The 17,652-nt window shown below is 65.8% G+C and carries 16 protein-coding genes; 7 read left to right on the top strand and 9 right to left on the bottom strand.

Going from position 1 to position 17,652, the window contains the following annotated elements; genetic code table 11:
- The first annotated feature begins 1 nt into the window (after nt 1).
- Genes AC4PTO_RS05120 through AC4PTO_RS05105 form a run of 4 tightly spaced genes read left to right on the top strand, consistent with a single transcriptional unit; the run spans nt 2 to nt 4,063 of the window.
- A complete protein-coding gene (locus tag AC4PTO_RS05120) occupies nt 2–832 on the top strand; it encodes a carbohydrate ABC transporter permease (protein WP_492732528.1) in 831 nt (276 codons plus the stop codon).
- Nucleotides 833–841: 9 nt separating this feature from the next.
- On the top strand, nt 842–1,840 hold the full coding sequence (locus AC4PTO_RS05115) for an ABC transporter ATP-binding protein (RefSeq protein ID WP_492732526.1): 999 nt from the start codon (nt 842–844) through the stop codon (nt 1,838–1,840).
- Complete coding sequence (locus AC4PTO_RS05110) at nt 1,837–2,598, top strand: L-iditol 2-dehydrogenase (protein ID WP_492732524.1); 762 nt, start codon at nt 1,837–1,839, stop codon at nt 2,596–2,598. The genes AC4PTO_RS05115 and AC4PTO_RS05110 overlap by 4 nt, the downstream gene beginning before the upstream one ends.
- Before the next feature lies 1 nt (nt 2,599).
- On the top strand, nt 2,600–4,063 hold the full coding sequence (locus tag AC4PTO_RS05105) for a mannitol dehydrogenase family protein (RefSeq protein WP_492732522.1): 1,464 nt from the start codon (nt 2,600–2,602) through the stop codon (nt 4,061–4,063).
- Here the strand turns inward: AC4PTO_RS05105 and AC4PTO_RS05100 are convergent.
- The 7 genes from AC4PTO_RS05100 to AC4PTO_RS05070 form a co-directional block, all read right to left on the bottom strand.
- Nucleotides 4,060–4,410: an H-type lectin domain-containing protein gene (locus AC4PTO_RS05100; protein ID WP_492732520.1), complete on the bottom strand. Its 351-nt coding sequence runs from the start codon at nt 4,408–4,410 to the stop codon at nt 4,060–4,062. The genes AC4PTO_RS05105 and AC4PTO_RS05100 overlap by 4 nt on opposite strands.
- 93 nt (nt 4,411–4,503) lie before the next feature.
- Nucleotides 4,504–4,902 (bottom strand): F0F1 ATP synthase subunit epsilon, encoded by a 399-nt coding sequence (locus AC4PTO_RS05095; protein ID WP_492732518.1) that lies wholly within the window; start codon nt 4,900–4,902, stop codon nt 4,504–4,506.
- A gap of 12 nt (nt 4,903–4,914) precedes the next feature.
- Nucleotides 4,915–6,333, bottom strand: a complete 1,419-nt coding sequence (gene atpD / locus AC4PTO_RS05090; protein ID WP_492732516.1) for a F0F1 ATP synthase subunit beta — start codon at nt 6,331–6,333, stop codon at nt 4,915–4,917.
- 19 nt (nt 6,334–6,352) lie between these two features.
- Entirely contained in the window at nt 6,353–7,228 is an 876-nt protein-coding gene (locus AC4PTO_RS05085) for a F0F1 ATP synthase subunit gamma (RefSeq protein WP_492732514.1), read from the bottom strand.
- Nucleotides 7,229–7,248: 20 nt separating this feature from the next.
- Nucleotides 7,249–8,778 carry a F0F1 ATP synthase subunit alpha gene (atpA, locus tag AC4PTO_RS05080; protein WP_492732512.1) on the bottom strand — a complete coding sequence of 510 codons (1,530 nt, stop codon included), beginning with the start codon at nt 8,776–8,778 and terminating at the stop codon, nt 7,249–7,251.
- Nucleotides 8,778–9,338 carry a F0F1 ATP synthase subunit delta gene (locus AC4PTO_RS05075; protein WP_492732511.1) on the bottom strand — a complete coding sequence of 187 codons (561 nt, stop codon included), beginning with the start codon at nt 9,336–9,338 and terminating at the stop codon, nt 8,778–8,780. Before AC4PTO_RS05075 ends, atpA begins: the two co-directional genes overlap by 1 nt.
- 285 nt (nt 9,339–9,623) lie before the next feature.
- Complete coding sequence (locus AC4PTO_RS05070) at nt 9,624–10,382, bottom strand: methyltransferase domain-containing protein (RefSeq protein WP_492732509.1); 759 nt, start codon at nt 10,380–10,382, stop codon at nt 9,624–9,626.
- 61 nt (nt 10,383–10,443) lie between these two features.
- Here AC4PTO_RS05070 and gloB point away from each other — a divergent pair, with 61 nt between their 5' ends.
- The 3 genes from gloB to clpA all read left to right on the top strand — a co-directional run bounded on the left by gloB (nt 10,444) and on the right by clpA (nt 14,969).
- Nucleotides 10,444–11,211 carry a hydroxyacylglutathione hydrolase gene (gloB, locus tag AC4PTO_RS05065; protein ID WP_492732507.1) on the top strand — a complete coding sequence of 256 codons (768 nt, stop codon included), beginning with the start codon at nt 10,444–10,446 and terminating at the stop codon, nt 11,209–11,211.
- 134 nt (nt 11,212–11,345) lie between these two features.
- Nucleotides 11,346–12,455, top strand: a complete 1,110-nt coding sequence (locus tag AC4PTO_RS05060; protein ID WP_492732505.1) for an HPP family protein — start codon at nt 11,346–11,348, stop codon at nt 12,453–12,455.
- A gap of 198 nt (nt 12,456–12,653) precedes the next feature.
- On the top strand, nt 12,654–14,969 hold the full coding sequence (gene clpA / locus AC4PTO_RS05055) for an ATP-dependent Clp protease ATP-binding subunit ClpA (protein WP_492732503.1): 2,316 nt from the start codon (nt 12,654–12,656) through the stop codon (nt 14,967–14,969).
- 69 nt (nt 14,970–15,038) lie between these two features.
- On the opposite strand, the gene AC4PTO_RS05050 is transcribed toward clpA, so the two are convergent.
- Together AC4PTO_RS05050 and AC4PTO_RS05045 are read right to left on the bottom strand one after the other, a co-directional pair.
- A complete protein-coding gene (locus AC4PTO_RS05050; protein ID WP_492732501.1) occupies nt 15,039–16,433 on the bottom strand; it encodes a peptidoglycan -binding protein in 1,395 nt (464 codons plus the stop codon).
- A 4-nt stretch (nt 16,434–16,437) separates the two neighbouring features.
- Nucleotides 16,438–17,619, bottom strand: a complete 1,182-nt coding sequence (locus tag AC4PTO_RS05045) for a biopolymer transporter ExbB (protein WP_492732499.1) — start codon at nt 17,617–17,619, stop codon at nt 16,438–16,440.
- Nucleotides 17,620–17,652 lie beyond the last annotated feature (33 nt).

The raw sequence follows: 17,652 nt of genomic DNA, 5'->3' as shown, positions 1-17,652 counted from the left end.
CATGGCACGCGCAGTTTCCACCCGCCGCAAGGCCATCGTGACCGTCCTGGCCTGGGGGATCGGGCTGGCGATCTTCTTCCCGATCCTCTGGACCATCCTCACCTCGTTCAAGACCGAGGGCGACGCGATCGCAAGCCCGCCCAAGTTCCTGTTCTTCGACTGGACGCTTGAGAACTATTTCACCGTGCAGGAGCGTTCTAACTACTTCCGGCATTTCTGGAACTCGGTGGTGATCTCGGTCGGCTCCACGCTTTGCGCGCTTGCCATCGCCATTCCGGCGGCCTGGGCCATGGCCTTCGTGCCGGGCCGGCGCACCAAGGACGTGCTGATGTGGATGCTGTCCACCAAGATGATGCCCGCCGTGGGCGTTCTGGTGCCGATCTACCTGATCTTCCGCGATTTCGGGCTGCTGGATACGCGCATCGGCCTTGTGATCGTGCTGACGCTGATGAACCTGCCGATCGTGGTGTGGATGCTTTACACCTATTTCAAGGAAATCCCCTCCGAGATCCTCGAGGCCGCGCGCATGGACGGCGCCTCGCTGCGCGCGGAAATCATCCATGTGCTGACGCCGATGGCGGTGCCCGGCATTGCCTCGACGCTGCTTCTCAACATCATCCTGGCCTGGAACGAGGCCTTCTGGACGCTGAACCTGACCGCCGCGAAGGCCGCGCCCCTGACCGCCTTCATCGCCAGCTACTCAAGCCCGGAGGGGCTGTTTTACGCGAAACTCTCTGCCGCCAGCACGCTGGCCATCGCACCGATCCTGATCATGGGCTGGTTCTCGCAGAAACAACTGGTGCGCGGTCTGACCTTCGGCGCCGTGAAATAAGGAAAAAGCATGGGACAGATCACTCTCAAAGGCGTCACCAAACGGTTCGGCGAGGCCGAAGTCATCCCGCCGCTGGACTTGCAGATCAATGATGGCGAGTTCGTGGTTTTCGTCGGCCCCTCGGGCTGCGGGAAATCCACGCTGCTGCGGCTGATCGCGGGGCTCGAGGATGTCTCGGGCGGCATGATCGAGATCGACGGCAAGGACGCGACCGCCCTGCCTCCGGCCAGACGCGGGCTGGCGATGGTGTTCCAAAGCTACGCGCTTTACCCGCACATGTCGGTGCGCCGCAACATCGCCTTCCCGCTGAAGATGGCCGGCATGCCGCAGGACCAGATCGACGCCAAGGTCGCCGGTGCCGCCAAGGTGCTGAACCTGACCGACTATCTTTCGCGCCGCCCCGGCCAGCTTTCGGGCGGGCAGCGACAGCGCGTGGCGATCGGGCGCGCCATCGTGCGCGAACCCGCGGCCTTCCTGTTCGACGAGCCGCTTTCCAACCTTGACGCCGCGCTGCGCGTGAACATGCGCCTCGAGATTTCCGAACTGCACCAGACCCTCAAGACCACGATGATCTACGTCACCCACGACCAAGTCGAGGCGATGACCATGGCCGACAAGATCGTGGTGCTGCATGCCGGCCGGATCGAACAGGTGGGCAGCCCGCTGGAACTTTACCGCACGCCGGCCAACCGCTTTGTCGCGGGCTTCATCGGCAGCCCCAAGATGAACTTCATCGACGGGGCCGAGGCCGCGCGGCACGGCGCCGACGCCATCGGCATCCGCCCCGAACATATCGCCATTTCAAGCACCGAGGGGATGTGGAAGGGCACGGTCGGGGTTTCGGAGCATCTCGGCTCGGACACGTTCCTGCATGTGAACACCGATCACGGGCTGATCAACGTGCGCGGCGGGGGCGAGGTCAACCTGCACCATGGCGACACGGTGTTCCTGACCCCGGACCTTGCGCAACTGCACCGCTTCGACGCGCAGGGGCTGGCCATCAGATGAGACTTCGGGGCAAACGCGCTTTGATCACCGGGGCGGCGCGCGGCATCGGGCTGGCCTTTGCCGAGGCCTATCTGCGCGAAGGCGCCGAGGTGATGATCGGCGATGTGAACACCGCCGCGGCCGAGGCCGCCGCCGCACGCATCGGCGCCACCGCCGTCGCGCTTGACGTGACGCGGCAGGACAGCATCGACAGCGCCTTCGCCCATATGGAGGCCACCGGCGGCATCGACATCCTGGTCAACAACGCCGCCGTTTTCGATCTGGCCCCGATCGTCGGGATCACCCGCGACAGCTATGACCGGCTGTTCTCGATCAACGTGGCGGGCACGCTGTTCACGCTTCAGGCCGCCGCGCGGCTAATGATCGCGCAGGGCCGCGGCGGCAAGATCATCAACATGGCCAGCCAGGCCGGGCGGCGCGGCGAGGCGCTGGTGGCCGTCTATTGCGCGACCAAGGCCGCCGTCATCAGCCTGACGCAATCGGCGGGGCTGAACCTCATCGCGCATGGCATCAACGTGAACGCCATCGCGCCGGGCGTGGTCGAAGGCGATCACTGGGACGGGGTCGATGCGCTTTTCGCGCGCCACGAGGGCCTCGCCCCCGGCGAAAAGAAACGCCAGGTCGGCCAGGCAGTCCCTTACGGCCGCATGGGCACCGCGGCAGACCTGACCGGCATGGCCGTTTTCCTGGCCTCGTCCGAGGCCGATTACATCGTCGCGCAAACCTACAATGTCGACGGCGGGAACTGGATGAGCTGAGATGAAACTTTCGAACGCCACGCTTGCCGGCCTGCCCGGCCGGATCGCCCGCCCCCGCTATGACCGCGCGGGCCTGACACCCGGCATCGTGCATATCGGCTGCGGCAATTTCCACCGCGCGCATCAGGCCGTCTACCTTGACGATCTGTTCAACCTTGGCGAGGGACAGGACTGGGCCCTGCTGGGCGCGGGCGTGCGGGCGGGCGATGCGGCGATGCGCGCGGCCCTTGGCGCGCAGGACTATCTTTCAAGCGTGATCGAGCTGGCCCCCGGCGCGCATTCCGCCCGCGTGATCGGCGCGATGACCGGCTTTGTCGAGGTGGCGCCCGACAATGCCGCGCTGATCGCCGCGATGTCGGACCCGGCGATCCGCATCGTCTCGCTGACGGTGACAGAAGGGGGCTATTTCATCGACCCCAAGACCGGCACCTTCAGCCCCGACCATCCCGAAATCCGCGCGGATGCGGCCAATCCCGACAGCCCCGGCACCGCCTTCGGCGCGATCATTGCCGCCTTGAAGGCCCGGCGCGCGGCGGGCATCGCCCCCTTCACGGTGATGTGCTGCGACAACGTCCCGCATAACGGCCATGTCACGCGCGATGCGGTGACCGGCCTGTGCCGCCTGTCGGACCCCGGACTGGCCGACTGGATCACCGCCCATGTGGCCTTTCCGAACTCGATGGTGGACCGCATCACCCCCGCCACCGGCCCGCGCGAACGCGCCATGGCGGCCGCGCTCGGGCTTGAGGACGCGGCCCCCGTGACCTGCGAACCCTTCCGCCAATGGGTCATGGAGGACAACTTCCCCGCCGGCCGGCCCGCGCTGGAAAAGGTGGGCGTGACCTTCACCCCCCATGTCGACCGCTTCGAGACGATGAAGATCCGCATCCTCAACGGCGGGCATGCGATCATCGCCTATCCCGGCGGGCTGGCCGGGATCGAGCATGTGCACGAGGCGATGGCTGATGCGCAGATCCGTGCCTTTCTCGACAAGGTGCTCAGCACCGAGGTGTTGCCCATCGTGCCGCCCGTGCCCGGACAGGACCTCAACGACTACAAGGCGCTCATCATCGAGCGTTTCTCGAACCCCGAAGTGGCCGATACGGTGCGCCGGCTGTGCCTTGACGGATCGAACCGGCAGCCGAAATTCATCATCCCCTCGATCCGCGACAGGCTTGCGGCGGGGGCGCCGGCGCCGGGCCTGATCCTGTCCTCTGCGCTCTGGTGCCGCTATTGCTACGGCACGACCGAGGCGGGGGCTGCCATCGCGCCGAACGATCCCAGCTGGGAGCGCTTGCAGGCGCAGGCCCGGCGGGCACGCGAACGCCCCGAAGCCTGGCTGGAAATGCCTGAAATCTATGGCGATCTGGGGCAGAACAATGGGCTGTCCAAGGCCTTCGGGCAGACGCTCTCCGCGATCTGGGCGCGCGGCGCGCGCGCGGTGATCGACGACTACCTCGGCTAGCGGATTTCCCAGTCATCCTCATTGGCAAGCGCGCCGATCGCCAGCCAGTCGGCGCGCACCCGCGCCACGCGCGTATCGCCCCAGGTGCGGAACACGATCTCGAACCCCGCCGCCGTGATCGCATCGGCGGAAATGTCCACCCGTCCGTTATGCTTCCTGTCAAGATCCCACATCGACAACGAGACCTGCACGACCGGCGGCGCCAGGAACGACCCCGAGAAGGCGACCTTGCGGCGCAACAGGCGCGGCCCCTCGCCCGTCCACATCGCGCCGCCGTCCTGGAAGTCCGAGAACAGCACGAGAGAGCCGTGATCGACCCCGACACTATGACTGGTGAACCGCTGCATGCCGCCTCCTGTCAAAAGATGTAACCCCGCCGCGTAAAAGAAAAAAGCCCCGGCTGATGCCGGGGCCTATTCAAGGCAGTAACGCCAGGCGGGTCAGATCCCCATATGGGTGCCAAGGGCCTCCATATCCGCCAGAAGCTTGGCGGCGGCGTCCACGGCGTCCGAGGGCGCCTTTTCCTTTGCCGCGCGGGCCTGTTCGACCATCTCGGCGTGGATCACCGCGCTCAGCTCGGATTTCGGCAGCGCGCGTTCGGCCAGAACGGTCACCCCTTCGGGGCCGATCTCGGCAAAACCGCCCGTCACCGCATAATCGGCGGTGCCGTCGCTGCCGACCACCGTCAGCAGGCCCGGACGAAGCGTCGTGATCAGCGGCGCATGGCCCGGCATCGCGGTCAGGTCGCCATCGGCGCCCGGAATGCGAACCTCGCGCGCCTGAACGGAAGCCAGCTTCCGTTCGGGCGACACCAGGTCGAATTGCATCATATCGGCCATGGTCAAGCCTCCTTACGCCGCAGCGGCGAGTTTCTGGGCTTTCGCGATCACCTCGTCGATGCCGCCGACCATGTAGAAGGCCGCCTCGGGCAGGTGGTCGTATTCACCGTTCACGACCGCCTTGAACGAACGGATCGTGTCTTCCAGCGGAACCTGAACCCCGTCCGAGCCGGTGAAGACCTTGGCCACGTCGAAGGGTTGCGACAGGAAACGCTGGATCTTGCGCGCGCGGGCCACGGTCAGCTTGTCCTCTTCGGACAGCTCGTCCATGCCCAGAATGGCGATGATGTCCTGCAACGACTTGTAGCGCTGAAGGATCCCCTGCACGTCGCGGGCAACCTGGTAATGCTCGTCACCGACAACGGCCGGATCCAGGATCCGCGAGGTCGAGTCGAGCGGGTCCACCGCCGGGTAGATCCCGAGTTCCGAGATCGCACGCGACAGAACCGTGGTGGCGTCGAGGTGCGCGAACGAGGTCGCCGGCGCCGGGTCGGTCAGGTCGTCGGCCGGAACGTAGATGGCCTGCACCGAGGTGATCGAGCCCGCCTTGGTCGAGGTGATGCGCTCCTGAAGCGCGCCCATGTCGGTGGCCAGCGTCGGCTGGTAGCCCACGGCCGAAGGGATACGGCCCAGAAGCGCCGACACCTCGGACCCCGCCTGGGTGAAGCGGAAGATGTTGTCCACGAAGAACAGAACGTCGGTGCCCGACTGGTCGCGGAACTGCTCGGCCAGCGTCAGGCCGGTCAGCGCGACGCGCGCCCGCGCGCCCGGAGGTTCGTTCATCTGGCCATAGACCAGCGCCACCTGCGATTCCTCGAGGTTGTCGGTGTTGATGACGCCCGATTCGATCATCTCGTGGTAAAGGTCGTTGCCCTCACGGGTCCGTTCGCCCACACCGGCGAAGACCGAGAAGCCCGAGTGCACCTTGGCAATGTTGTTGATCAGTTCCATGATCAGAACCGTCTTGCCCACGCCGGCGCCGCCGAACAGGCCGATCTTGCCGCCCTTCGAATAGGGCGCAAGAAGGTCGATGACCTTGATGCCGGTGACCAGAATTTCCGACTCGGTCGACTGTTCGGCGAATTCCGGGGCCGGCTGGTGGATGGCGCGGGCCTCTTTCTTGGCGACCGGGCCTTTTTCGTCCACCGGCTCGCCGATGACGTTCAGGATGCGCCCCAGCGTCGCGTTGCCCACCGGAACGGTGATCGGCGCGCCGGTATCGACCACAGTCTCGCCCCGCACGAGACCTTCGGTCGCGTCCATGGCGATGGTGCGGACGGTGTTCTCGCCCAGGTGCTGCGCCACTTCGAGCACCAGCTTCTTGCCGTTGTTGGTCGTGTCCAGCGCGTTGAGAATCGCGGGGAGACCGTCTTCGAACTGCACGTCGACGACGGCGCCGATGACCTGGGTCACTTTGCCTTTGATTGCCATTTTCCTATCTCCGATTCCGTCAGAGCGCCTCGGCGCCCGAAATGATTTCGATGAGCTCGTTCGTGATCACGGCCTGACGCGAGCGGTTGAACTCGATCGTCAGCTTGTCGATCATCTCGCCAGCGTTGCGGGTCGCGTTGTCCATTGCCGACATCTGGGCGCCGTTGAACGAGGCGTTGTTTTCCAGAAGGGCGGCAAAGATCGCAGTTGCAACACCGCGCGGCAGAAGGTCTGCCAGGATCTCTTCCTCGCTCGGCTCGTAGTCGTAGACGGCCGAGGCACCGGCCTCGCCGCCGGCTTCGAACGAAGCGGGGATGATCTGTTTCGCGGTCGGCACCTGGCTGATCACGCTTTCGAACTCCGAGTAGAAGATCGTCGCGATGTCGAACTCGCCGGCCTCGAAGCGGCCGAGGATGTCGCGCGCGATGTCCTGGGCATTGGCATAGCCGATGCGCTTGACCTCGGAGAGGTCGACATGCGCCACGAAATACTGCCCCAGGTCGCGGCGCAGCGCGTCGCGGCCCTTCTTGCCGACGGTGATGATCTTCACCGTCTTGCCCTTGGCCAGCAATTCGTTGGCGCGAACGCGGGCCAGCTTTGCGATGTTGGCGTTGAAGCCGCCGCAAAGGCCACGCTCGGCGGTCATCACCACCAGAAGATGGGTCTGATCCGAGCCCGTCCCGGCCAGAAGCCGGGGCGCGCTGTCAGAGCCGCCGACCGAGGCGGCAAGCCCCGACATGACGGCATTCATCCGCTCGGCGAAGGGCCGGGCGTTCTCGGCGGCTTCCTGGGCGCGGCGCAGTTTTGCGGCCGCGACCATCTGCATCGCCTTCGTGATCTTTCGCGTGTTCTTGACGCTCTGGATCCGGTTCTTAAGGTCCTTAAGGCTGGGCATTTCCCTGTCCTTTCAGGCGCTTACGCGAAGGTCTTGGCGAATTCTTCGATCGCGGCCTTCAGCTTGTCCGCAGCCTCACCCTTGATCTTCGGATCGTCGTTGGTCAGCCACTCGAGGATGTCCTTGCGGTTGGTGCGCAGATGCGTGAGCATCCCCTTTTCCCAACGGCCCACATCCCGCACCGCGACATTGTCGAGGAAGCCGGTGGTGCCCGCGAAGATGACGGCCACGATTTCCGCGTTGGTCAGCGGCGAATATTGCGGCTGCTTCATCAGCTCGGTCAGGCGCGCGCCGCGGTTCAGCAGCTTCTGCGTGGCGGCGTCGAGGTCCGAGCCGAACTGCGCGAAGGCGGCCATCTCGCGGTATTGGGCGAGTTCGAGTTTCACCGGGCCGGCCACCGACTTCATCGAGTTGGTTTGCGCCGAGGACCCCACGCGCGACACCGACAGACCGGTGTTCACGGCCGGGCGGATGCCCTGGTAGAACAGTTCGGTTTCAAGGAAGATCTGGCCATCGGTGATCGAGATCACGTTGGTCGGGATGAAGGCCGACACGTCGCCGCCCTGGGTTTCGATGACCGGCAGCGCGGTCAGCGAGCCGGCGCCGAAATCCTCGTTCAGCTTCGCCGAACGTTCCAGCAGACGCGAATGCAGGTAGAAAACGTCGCCCGGATAGGCTTCGCGGCCCGGCGGGCGGCGCAGCAGCAGCGACATCTGGCGGTAGGCCACGGCCTGTTTCGACAGGTCATCGTAGATGATCAGCGCATGGCGGCCCGAGTCACGGAAATACTCGGCCATGGCGGTCGCCGAATAGGGCGCGAGGAACTGCATCGGCGCGGGGTCGGATGCGGTCGCGGCGATGATGGTGGTGTATTCCATCGCGCCGGATTCTTCGAGCTTCTTGACCAGCTGCGCCACGGTCGAACGCTTCTGGCCGATGGCGACATAGAAGCAGTGCAGCTTGTTCTTGGGATCGGCGTCGTTATACGATTTCTGGTTCAGGATCGTGTCGAGCGCGATCGCGGTCTTGCCGGTCTGACGGTCGCCGATGATCAGCTCCCGCTGGCCGCGGCCGATCGGGATCATGGCGTCGACCGATTTCAGGCCCGTCGCCATCGGCTCGTGCACCGATTTGCGCGGGATGATGCCCGGCGCCTTGACGTCGGCCACAAGGCGCTTTTCAGCCTTGATCGGGCCCTTGCCGTCGATCGGGTTGCCAAGGCCGTCCACGACGCGGCCCAGAAGGCCCTCGCCCACCGGCACGTCCACGATGGACTGGGTGCGCTTGACGGTGTCACCTTCCTTGATGTCACGGTCCGAACCGAAGATGACGACACCGACGTTGTCGATCTCGAGGTTCAGTGCCATCCCGCGGATACCGCCGGGGAATTCGACCATCTCGCCCGCCTGGACGTTGTCGAGCCCGTGCACACGGGCGATACCGTCACCGACCGACAGCACGCGGCCGACTTCGGCAACCTGGGCGTCCTGCCCGAAATTCTTGATCTGCTCTTTGAGGATAGCGAAGATCTCTGCGGCTTGGATTCCCATTATCCGACCTCTTTCATGGCATTCTGGAGAGATGCGAGTTTCGATTTGACCGACGTGTCGATCATTTTCGAGCCCAGCTTGACGATCATCCCGCCGATAAGGCTTTCATCGACGGACATGGCGAGTTTGACGGTTTTTCCCGTCTGCGCCTTGAGGGCGGCGGCCAGCTTGTCGGCCTGTGCCTTGCTCAGCGCGGTGGCGGCGGTGACGACGGCCGTCACCTCGCCCTTTTCTTCTGCGATCTGCGCTGCAAGCGCATTCAGCAGTTGCGGCAACGCAAACAGCCGGCGCTTCTGCGCCATCAGCGCCAGGCCATTGGCCACCGGCGCCGACAGGCCCATCTTGGCCGCAAGGGCCCCGATCGCCTTTTCCTGCGCCTCACGCGGATAGATCGGAGAGCCGATCAGATCGCGCAGGTCGGCCGAGGCGTCGATGGCGGCGCCAAGCGCCTCCACATCGGCCTCGAGCGCCTTGAGGCCCTTGGCTTCGCGTGCGAGTTCAAAAACAGCCGTAGCATAACGCTCGGCGATGGCTGCGGAAATCGAAGCTGGTTCGGACACGTCCACCCTTCCGATGACTTCGCCCCATGCTCCCGGCCCGGATGGCGCCGGGCCAGAGGCCCCCAGTGGCGTGCAGTGCTCCGCACGCCTCAATCGGCCTCGCATGTAGCAGAGCAATCCCCCCCTCGCAACCGTCTTGGACAACAGAATGTGAATGCGAGATGCGCTTATTTGGGGCGGATCCCGGCCCGTTCCGGTTTCGTCCGAAAGGTTGCGGCGCTAACGGCGGCAAGCGGCCGCCCGATGCACGCAAAAGTGGCGCCGCCCGAGTCGCCTCGCGCCCGCTCAGACCGGGTCCGCGGCGGGTTTTGCGGCCCCTTCGAGAATCGACAGCGGCTTGCGAACGGCGGCGGGAAGACCGGGGCGGCGCGGCGCATGCACCTGCTTGGAAACCTCGAGCATGATGACGCCCGCCGCCAGGAAGCCCGACACCTTCTGCCCCATCCGTTCCCACATCGGGGCCGAGCGCAGCCAGAAGCGGCGGTCCGAGGGCGGAATGTAAAGCGCCGCCGCGTGGCGTTCGGGCACGAACCCGGCGCGGCGCGCCTGTGCATCCAGCTGCCCCGGCGTATAAGGGCGGCCAAAGCCGAAGGGCGTCGTTTCGCGCGGGGCCCACAGGCCCGCCCGGTTCGGCACGATGAAAAGCGCGCGCCCTCCGGGGCCGAGGACGCGCCAGCATTCCTCCATCAGCGCGCCCGGATGATCCGAGGTCTCAAGCCCGTGCAGAAGCACCAGGCGGTCCACCATGCCGGTTTCGATCGGCCAGCGAATCTCATCGCACAGGACCGAGACATTGGGCATGCCGGCCGGCCAGGGCATCACCCCCTGCTCGCCCGGCATCAACCCGATCACCCGGCGCGCATGTTCCAGATAAGGCCGCAGCAGCGGCACCGCGAATCCGTAGCCGACATAGGTCTGGCCCGCGCTTTCCGAAGCCGAGGCCGGCCAGAGGCCAAGCATCCGGTCGCGCACCGCCTTTTGCGCGGCACGGCCGAGTTGCGTGCGATAGTAGAAATTACGCAGGTCAAGTACATCAAGATGCATTGCACGCGGCGGTCCCTTGGGCGAAGCTGTGCCCAGAATACGGAAACGGACACGAAACACCATGCCCCTTGACCTGGCCATCGTCCCCTGTCTTGCGGACAACTACTGCTATATCGTGCATGACCCCGCCACCGACACCACGACCGCCGTCGACGTGCCCGATGCCGTCCCGGTGCTCCGTGAATTGTCGGAGCGTGGCTGGAAACTGAGCCATATCCTGCTGACCCACCACCATCATGACCATATCGACGGCGTCCGGGCCCTTGCCGCCGCAACCGGGGCACGGGTGATCGGGGCCGCGGCGGATGCGCCGCGCCTGCCGCGCCTGACCGAAGAGGCAGAGCCCGGTAAAGATCTTCATATCGGCATGGAGGCCGTGCGCGTGATCGCGGCCTCGGGTCATACCGTCGGGCATCTGGCCTATTATTTCCCCAATGCGGGGCTGGCCTTCACCGGTGACAGCCTGATGAGCTGGGGCTGCGGGCGCCTGTTCGAGGGCAGCCCCGCGCAGATGTTCGATACGCTCTCGCGCCTGGCCGCGCTGCCCGACGACACGCTGATCTGTTCGGGCCATGAATATACCGAGGCGAACGGCCGCTTCGCCCTCAGCCTGGAGCCCGACAACCCCGCCCTTCAGGCGCGCATGGCCGACACGCGCGCCCGCCGCGCGCGCAACGCGCCGACGGTTCCGGTGCCGCTTGCACTGGAAAAGGCGACGAACCCCTTCCTGCGCGCCGCCGATCCCGGCCTGCGCCGCGCCCTGGGGATGGAGACCGCCACCGACCTCGCGGTCTTTACCGAGGCCCGCGCCCGCAAGGACCGTTTCTGACCCCCGGTCCGAAGACCGCCCCCCCAAAGGCCAATCCGCAACGGAGCGCCCCGCAGATCGCCCATCGCCGCCAAATCCTTGCCCGTCTTGCGCGCCTTTCCCGCGGCTTCGCCCCCGCGATGGGGCGCCGGCCGATGGTGGACATCCTGCGCACCGCGGCGGGCACCGGGCTGGGGCTGCTGGCCGCCGCGGTTCTGGTCTATGCGATGCCCGGATCGCGGGTGACGGGGATCTACCTCGTGTCGTCGCTGGCCTCGACGGCGGTGCTGATCTTCGTGCTGCCAAACAGCCCTCTGTCGCAGCCCTGGTCGGCGCTTGTCGGGAATACCGTCTCGGCGCTGGTCTCGGTGGCGGTGCTATATGTCGTGCCCCCGCCCTATGCCGACGGGCTGGCCGTCGCGCTTGCGATCGTGGCCATGATGGCGTTGCGCGCGCTGCACCCGCCGGCGGCGGGGATCGCGCTGCTGGCCGTGCTGGAATTCGAGGCCGGCCGGCAACTGGGCTTCGGCTTTGCCTTCACCCCCGTGGCCGCCATCACGGTATTTCTCGTGCTGCTCGGGACGCTGTGGCATGCGGCAACGGGCCGGGTCTATCCGCTGCGGCGGCTGAAGGCGGCGGCCCCCGACGCCCCCAGGACCAGCCCCGGCACGCGCGCAAGGGCAAGCGCGCTGCCGCGCGATACGCTTGAAGCGCTGCTACTGGAATTCAACCAGTCCGCAAACCTCGGCCCGGCCGATCTTGCGCGCCTGCTCGAAGCCGCCGAAGCGCGCGCTGAGGCGATCCTGTTCACCGGCACCCTGGTCGAAGAGGTGATGACCCCCGCCCCCGTGGCCATCGGCCCGGACACCCCCATCTCGGAGATCGTGCGCAGGCTGGCCGATCTTGGCACGAAAAGCCTGCCCGTGACCGACAGCGAGGGCACCTATCTGGGCCTTGTCGACCAGGAGGCGGTAATGGTCCGCCTTGCGCAGGACCTTACCGCGCAACGGCGCCGCTTTGCCGGCCTGCGCGCCTCCCCGACCGAGGCCGAGGCGGCCTCCATCATGGTGTCCGGCATCGCGCCGGTCGAACGGGGAACCACGGTGGGCGCGCTTCTGGAACGCCTTGCGATGCGCCGCGCGCGCGTCGTTCCCGTGACCGAAGCGGGCCGGCTGATCGGCATCATTACCCGCACCGATCTGATCCGGCTTCTGCTTGATCGGGGTGGGGCGCCCATTGAAAGTTCCGGGGACGCACCTATCTGAATGGCGCAAACCCGACCCAATCCGCCCGCATTTCCCGGCCCGATTGTTCACTTTTCACGCAACAACCTGTTCGAACCCGAATTTTGCGTGAGAAAGGACTTGAAGCCCGGCAATTTCCACCGAAGTTTAACTGTATGAGGCCAGGAAAAACCCGGGGCTTCCCCGGATCGCACCTGCCCCGAAGGAAAGGAGCACCAGATGCCTTCGTTCTCGACCACACTCGAACAAGCCATTCATGGTGCACTCGCGCTTGCAAATGCACGCCGCCATGAACTTGCCACGCTGGAACACCTGCTTCTGGCCCTGATCGACGAGCCCGACGCCGCGCGCGTCATGCAGGCCTGCTCGGTCGATCTTGAGGAATTGCGCCAGACGCTGACCGAATTCATCGACGACGATCTCTCGACGCTCATCACCGAGGTCGAGGGTTCGGAAGCCGTACCCACCGCCGCCTTCCAGCGCGTAATCCAACGCGCGGCGATCCATGTCCAAAGCTCGGGGCGCAGCGAGGTGACGGGCGCGAACGTCCTTGTGGCAATCTTCGCCGAACGCGAATCGAATGCCGCCTTCTTCCTGCAAGAACAGGACATGACGCGCTATGACGCGGTGAATTTCATCGCCCATGGCGTGGCCAAGGACCCCGAATTCGGCGATTTCCGGCAGGTCAGCGGCACCGAAGAGGAAACCAAGGCCGAAACCCCGCCGGGCGAAGCCAAGGAATCCGCGCTTGCCAAGTATTGCGTGGATCTGAACGCAAAATCCATGAAAGGCGATGTCGATCCGCTGATCGGCCGCGGGGACGAGGTAGAGCGCTGCATCCAGGTGCTGTGCCGCCGGCGCAAGAACAACCCGCTTCTGGTGGGCGATCCCGGCGTGGGCAAGACCGCCATCGCCGAGGGGCTCGCGCTCAAGATCACGCGCGGCGAAACGCCCGAGATCCTGAAGGATGCCACGATCTACTCGCTCGACATGGGCGCGCTTCTGGCCGGCACCCGCTATCGCGGCGATTTCGAGGAACGCCTTAAGGCCGTGGTCAAGGAGCTGGAAGACCATCCCGACGCGATCCTCTTCATCGACGAGATCCACACCGTGATCGGTGCGGGCGCGACCTCGGGCGGGGCGATGGATGCCTCGAACCTGCTCAAGCCCGCGTTGCAGGGCGGCAAGCTGCGTTGCATGGGCTCTACCACCTACAAGGAGTTCCGCCAGCATTTCGAGAAGGACCGCGCTCTGAGCCGCCGGTTCCAGAAGATCGACGTGAACGAGCCGTCGACGGCGGATTCGATCAAGATCCTGATGGGGCTGAAGCCCTATTTCGAACAGCATCACGACATCCGCTATACCAATGACGCGATCAAGACGGCGGTCGAGCTGTCGGCGCGCTACATCCATGACCGCAAGCTGCCGGACAAGGCGATCGACGTGATCGACGAGGCCGGCGCGGCGCAGCACCTGCTGCCCGAAAGCAAGCGGCGCAAGACCCTTGGCGCCAAAGAGATCGAGGCCGTGGTGGCCAAGATCGCCCGCATTCCGCCCAAGAACGTCTCGAAGGACGATGCCGAGGTGCTGCGCGATCTGGAAAAGACGCTCAAGCGCGTGGTCTTCGGTCAGGACAAGGCGATCGAGGCGCTGTCCTCGGCGATCAAGCTGGCCCGCGCGGGCCTGCGCGAACCCGAAAAGCCGATCGGCAACTACCTCTTTGCCGGCCCCACCGGCGTCGGCAAGACCGAGGTCGCCAAGCAACTGGCCGATACGCTGGGGGTGGAGCTTCTGCGCTTCGACATGTCGGAATACATGGAGAAACACGCGGTCAGCCGCCTGATTGGCGCGCCTCCGGGCTATGTCGGTTTCGATCAAGGCGGCATGCTGACCGATGGCGTCGACCAGCACCCCCATTGCGTGCTGCTTCTGGACGAGATCGAGAAGGCGCATCCGGATGTCTACAACATCCTGTTGCAGGTGATGGATCACGGCAAGCTGACCGACCATAACGGCCGGCAGGTGGATTTCCGCAACGTGATCCTGATCATGACCACCAACGCGGGCGCCTCGGACATGCAGAAGGCCGCGATCGGCTTTGGCCGCGACCGGCGCGAGGGCGAGGATACGGCCGCGATCGAGCGCACCTTCACGCCCGAATTCCGCAACCGTCTGGATGCGGTGGTCAGCTTCGCGCCCCTGTCGCGTGAGGTCATCCTTCAGGTGGTCGACAAATTCGTCCTTCAGCTCGAGGCGCAGCTGATCGACCGCAACGTGCATATCGAACTGACCCCGGAAGCCGCCGACTGGCTGGCCGAAAAGGGCTATGACGACAAGATGGGCGCCCGCCCCCTTGGCCGCGTCATCCAGGAGCACATCAAGAAGCCGCTGGCCGAAGAGCTTCTGTTCGGCCAGCTGACCAAGGGCGGCGTGGTGAAGGTGGCGGTGAAGGACGGCGCGATCGTTCTGAACGTGGAAGAGCCTCAAAAACCGCGCCTGACCGGATCGAAGCCACCCCTTCTGACGGCCGAGTAAGCGCAGACACGAAAGGCCCGCCATTCCGGCGGGCCTTTTTCATCGTGCCGCAACGTGCGCCCGGCGCGCCTATCGTTCGGTCAGTTTGAGTTCGATCCGTCGGTTCGCCGCGCGCGCGGCGGCCGAGGTGCCCTCGACCGCAGGGCGGAATTCGCCGAACCCGGTCGCGGCAAGGCGCTGCGGCGCAAAGCCAAGCTGGCCGATCATGTAGCGCACCACCGACAGCGCGCGCGCCTGGCTCAGCTCCCAGTTATCCGCGAACGCGCCGGCGCCCGACAGGGGCACATCGTCGGTATGGCCATCGACGCGGATGATCCAGTCGATCTCGGGCGGGATCTGGTCGGCCAGATCCTGAAGCATCGCGGTCACCTGCGCGATCTGGGCGCGCCCCTCGGGGGCAAGATCGGCCGAGCCGGGCTCGAACAGCACCTCCGAGGAAAAGACGAAACGGTCGCCCACCACGCGCACGCCCTCGCGCCCCTCCAGAAGCGCCGAGAGCCGGCCGAAGAACTCGGAACGGTAGCGCGCCAGATCGCGGGCCTCTTCCTCGGCCTTGAGGCGGGCGGCCTCTTCCAGCGCCGCGCGGCGTTTTTGTTCGGCCGCCACCTGTGCAAGTGCCGCGTTCAGTTGCGTTCCCAGGGCCTCGACCTGAACCTGCGCTTCGGAATCGCGCGCCTCGGCGGCATCCAGAATGCCCTGCAACTCGGCCAGCTGGCCGCGCAGCGCGGCGATCTGTTCGTTCAGAAGCGCCACCCGGCGCGCGGCTTCGGCAGAGATTTCCTGCTCGTTCGCAAGCGCCCGTTCCGCCACGGCGCGCAGGGCGGCTTCGCGTTCGGCCTCGGAAGTGCCGCTTTCCAGATCAAGCTGCAACTTGTCGCGCGCGGCTTCGGCGGCGGCCAGAAGGGTCAGCGTCTCTTCGGCCTTGCGGCGGCTTTCCTCCAGCGCAAGCGTCATCGCCGCCAGCTCGTCGCCCGAGGATTGCAGCTTGGCGCGCAGCTCGGCAATGGTTTCGCGGTCCAGCCGCAATTCCTCGGCGGTGCTGCGGGCGGCGTCCTCGGCGGCGGCGCGCGCGGCCAGAAGCGTGGCGACCTGCGCCTCGAAGGCGGTGATCTTCTGCCCCGCCTCGGCCAGCTCGGCCTCGCGCGTTTCCAGCTGCGAACTCAGGGTTGCGATCAGCGCGGTCTGGGCCGCGGCCTCGGTGCGCATGTTCGCCAGATCGCCTTGGAGATCGGACACCCGCGTCTGCTCCAGCGCAAGCGCCTGCGCCAGCCCCGCCACCTGCGCCGACAGCGCGGAAAGTTCGTCCTCTTTCGACGAAATCGTCTCGCGCAGCACCGATTGCACGACCATGAAGATGGTCAGCACGAACATCAGCACCAGCAGAAGTGCCGTCATCGCATCGACGAAGCCCGGCCAGATCGTGGCCGAAAAGCGTTGCTGCCCGCCGCGCCGTGCAAGGGCCATCGCCTCAGCCCTCCTGGCCCTGGTCGTTGCGCCGCGACAGGATCGCGCGGGTCAGCCCGGCAAAGTCATGGCGCAGCTCGGCCATGCTTTCCTGCCGCCCGGCCGAGACCTCTTCCAGAAGGCGCAGAAGCTGCACGTCGATCGACCGCAGGCGCATGCGCATCTCTGCCTCGGTCTCGGAACTTGTATCAAGCCGCTCGGCCAGCACGCCGAAGGCGGCGATCAGGCGCTCCTGCCCGTCGGCCAGCCGCGTCATCTGCTCGCCAAGGCCGGTATCGGCCTCAAGGCGGTGGGTCAGGCGTTCGACCCCCGTCATCAGATGGCCGACCCGTTCGCCAAGCTCGCGGTTGCCGGCATCGGAATGGGCGAACATGTCGCGCAGCCCCTCCATCTGCTCGGACATGTGGTCCAGGACGGCCACGGCCATGTTCGCCTCGCCCTCGGCATCGCCGGCGGCAAAGGACAGCCGCGTGATCGAAGAAATCCATTCCTCCAGCTCACGGTAGAAGCGGTTCTGGCCGTGGCTTGCGAACAGCTCCAACAGCCCCACCACCAGCGAGCCCGCAAGCCCCAGCAGCGATGAGGAAAACGCCGTGCCCATGCCGCCAAGCTGCGCCTCCAGCCCCGTCATCAGCTTGTCGAACACCGCGATGCCGCTGTCGCCCTCCTGCGGGGCAAGCGCGCGGATCGTTTCGACCACCGCCGGGACGGTCGTCGCAAGCCCGTAGAACGTTCCCAGAAGACCAAGGAAAATCAGCAGGTTGGAGACATAGCGCGTGATGTCGCGCCCCTCGTCGATCCGGGTTGCGACGGATTCGAGGATCGAGCGCGCGGACGAGTTGGCGATCTGGTGGCGCGCGCCCCGGCTGCCCAGAAGCGCCGCCAGCGGCGCCAGCAGCGAGGGCGCGGCGATCTGCGGCCGGCCCGGCCGGTCAGCGGCGAAGCTTTCGATCCAGCTGACCGACTTGACCAGTTGCACCACCTGCCAAAAACACGACAGCACCCCCAGAACGAAGACCGCAAGGATCAGCCCGTTCAGATAGGGATTTGCCAGAAAGATCGGATAGATGCGGGCATAGGCGAACCAGCCCCCCATGCCGACCAGCCCCAAGACCACCATCATCAGCGTAACCTGACGGACGGGCTGGGAAAATTGCGGCTCTGCTTGCCGGACCGGCGCACGCATGACTGCCCCTTCACATGCCTGTTTGGCTGCGAG

The sequence above is a fragment of the Rhodobacter maritimus genome (assembly GCF_058747975.1).
This window is presented reverse-complemented; position numbering and strand designations above follow the sequence as displayed.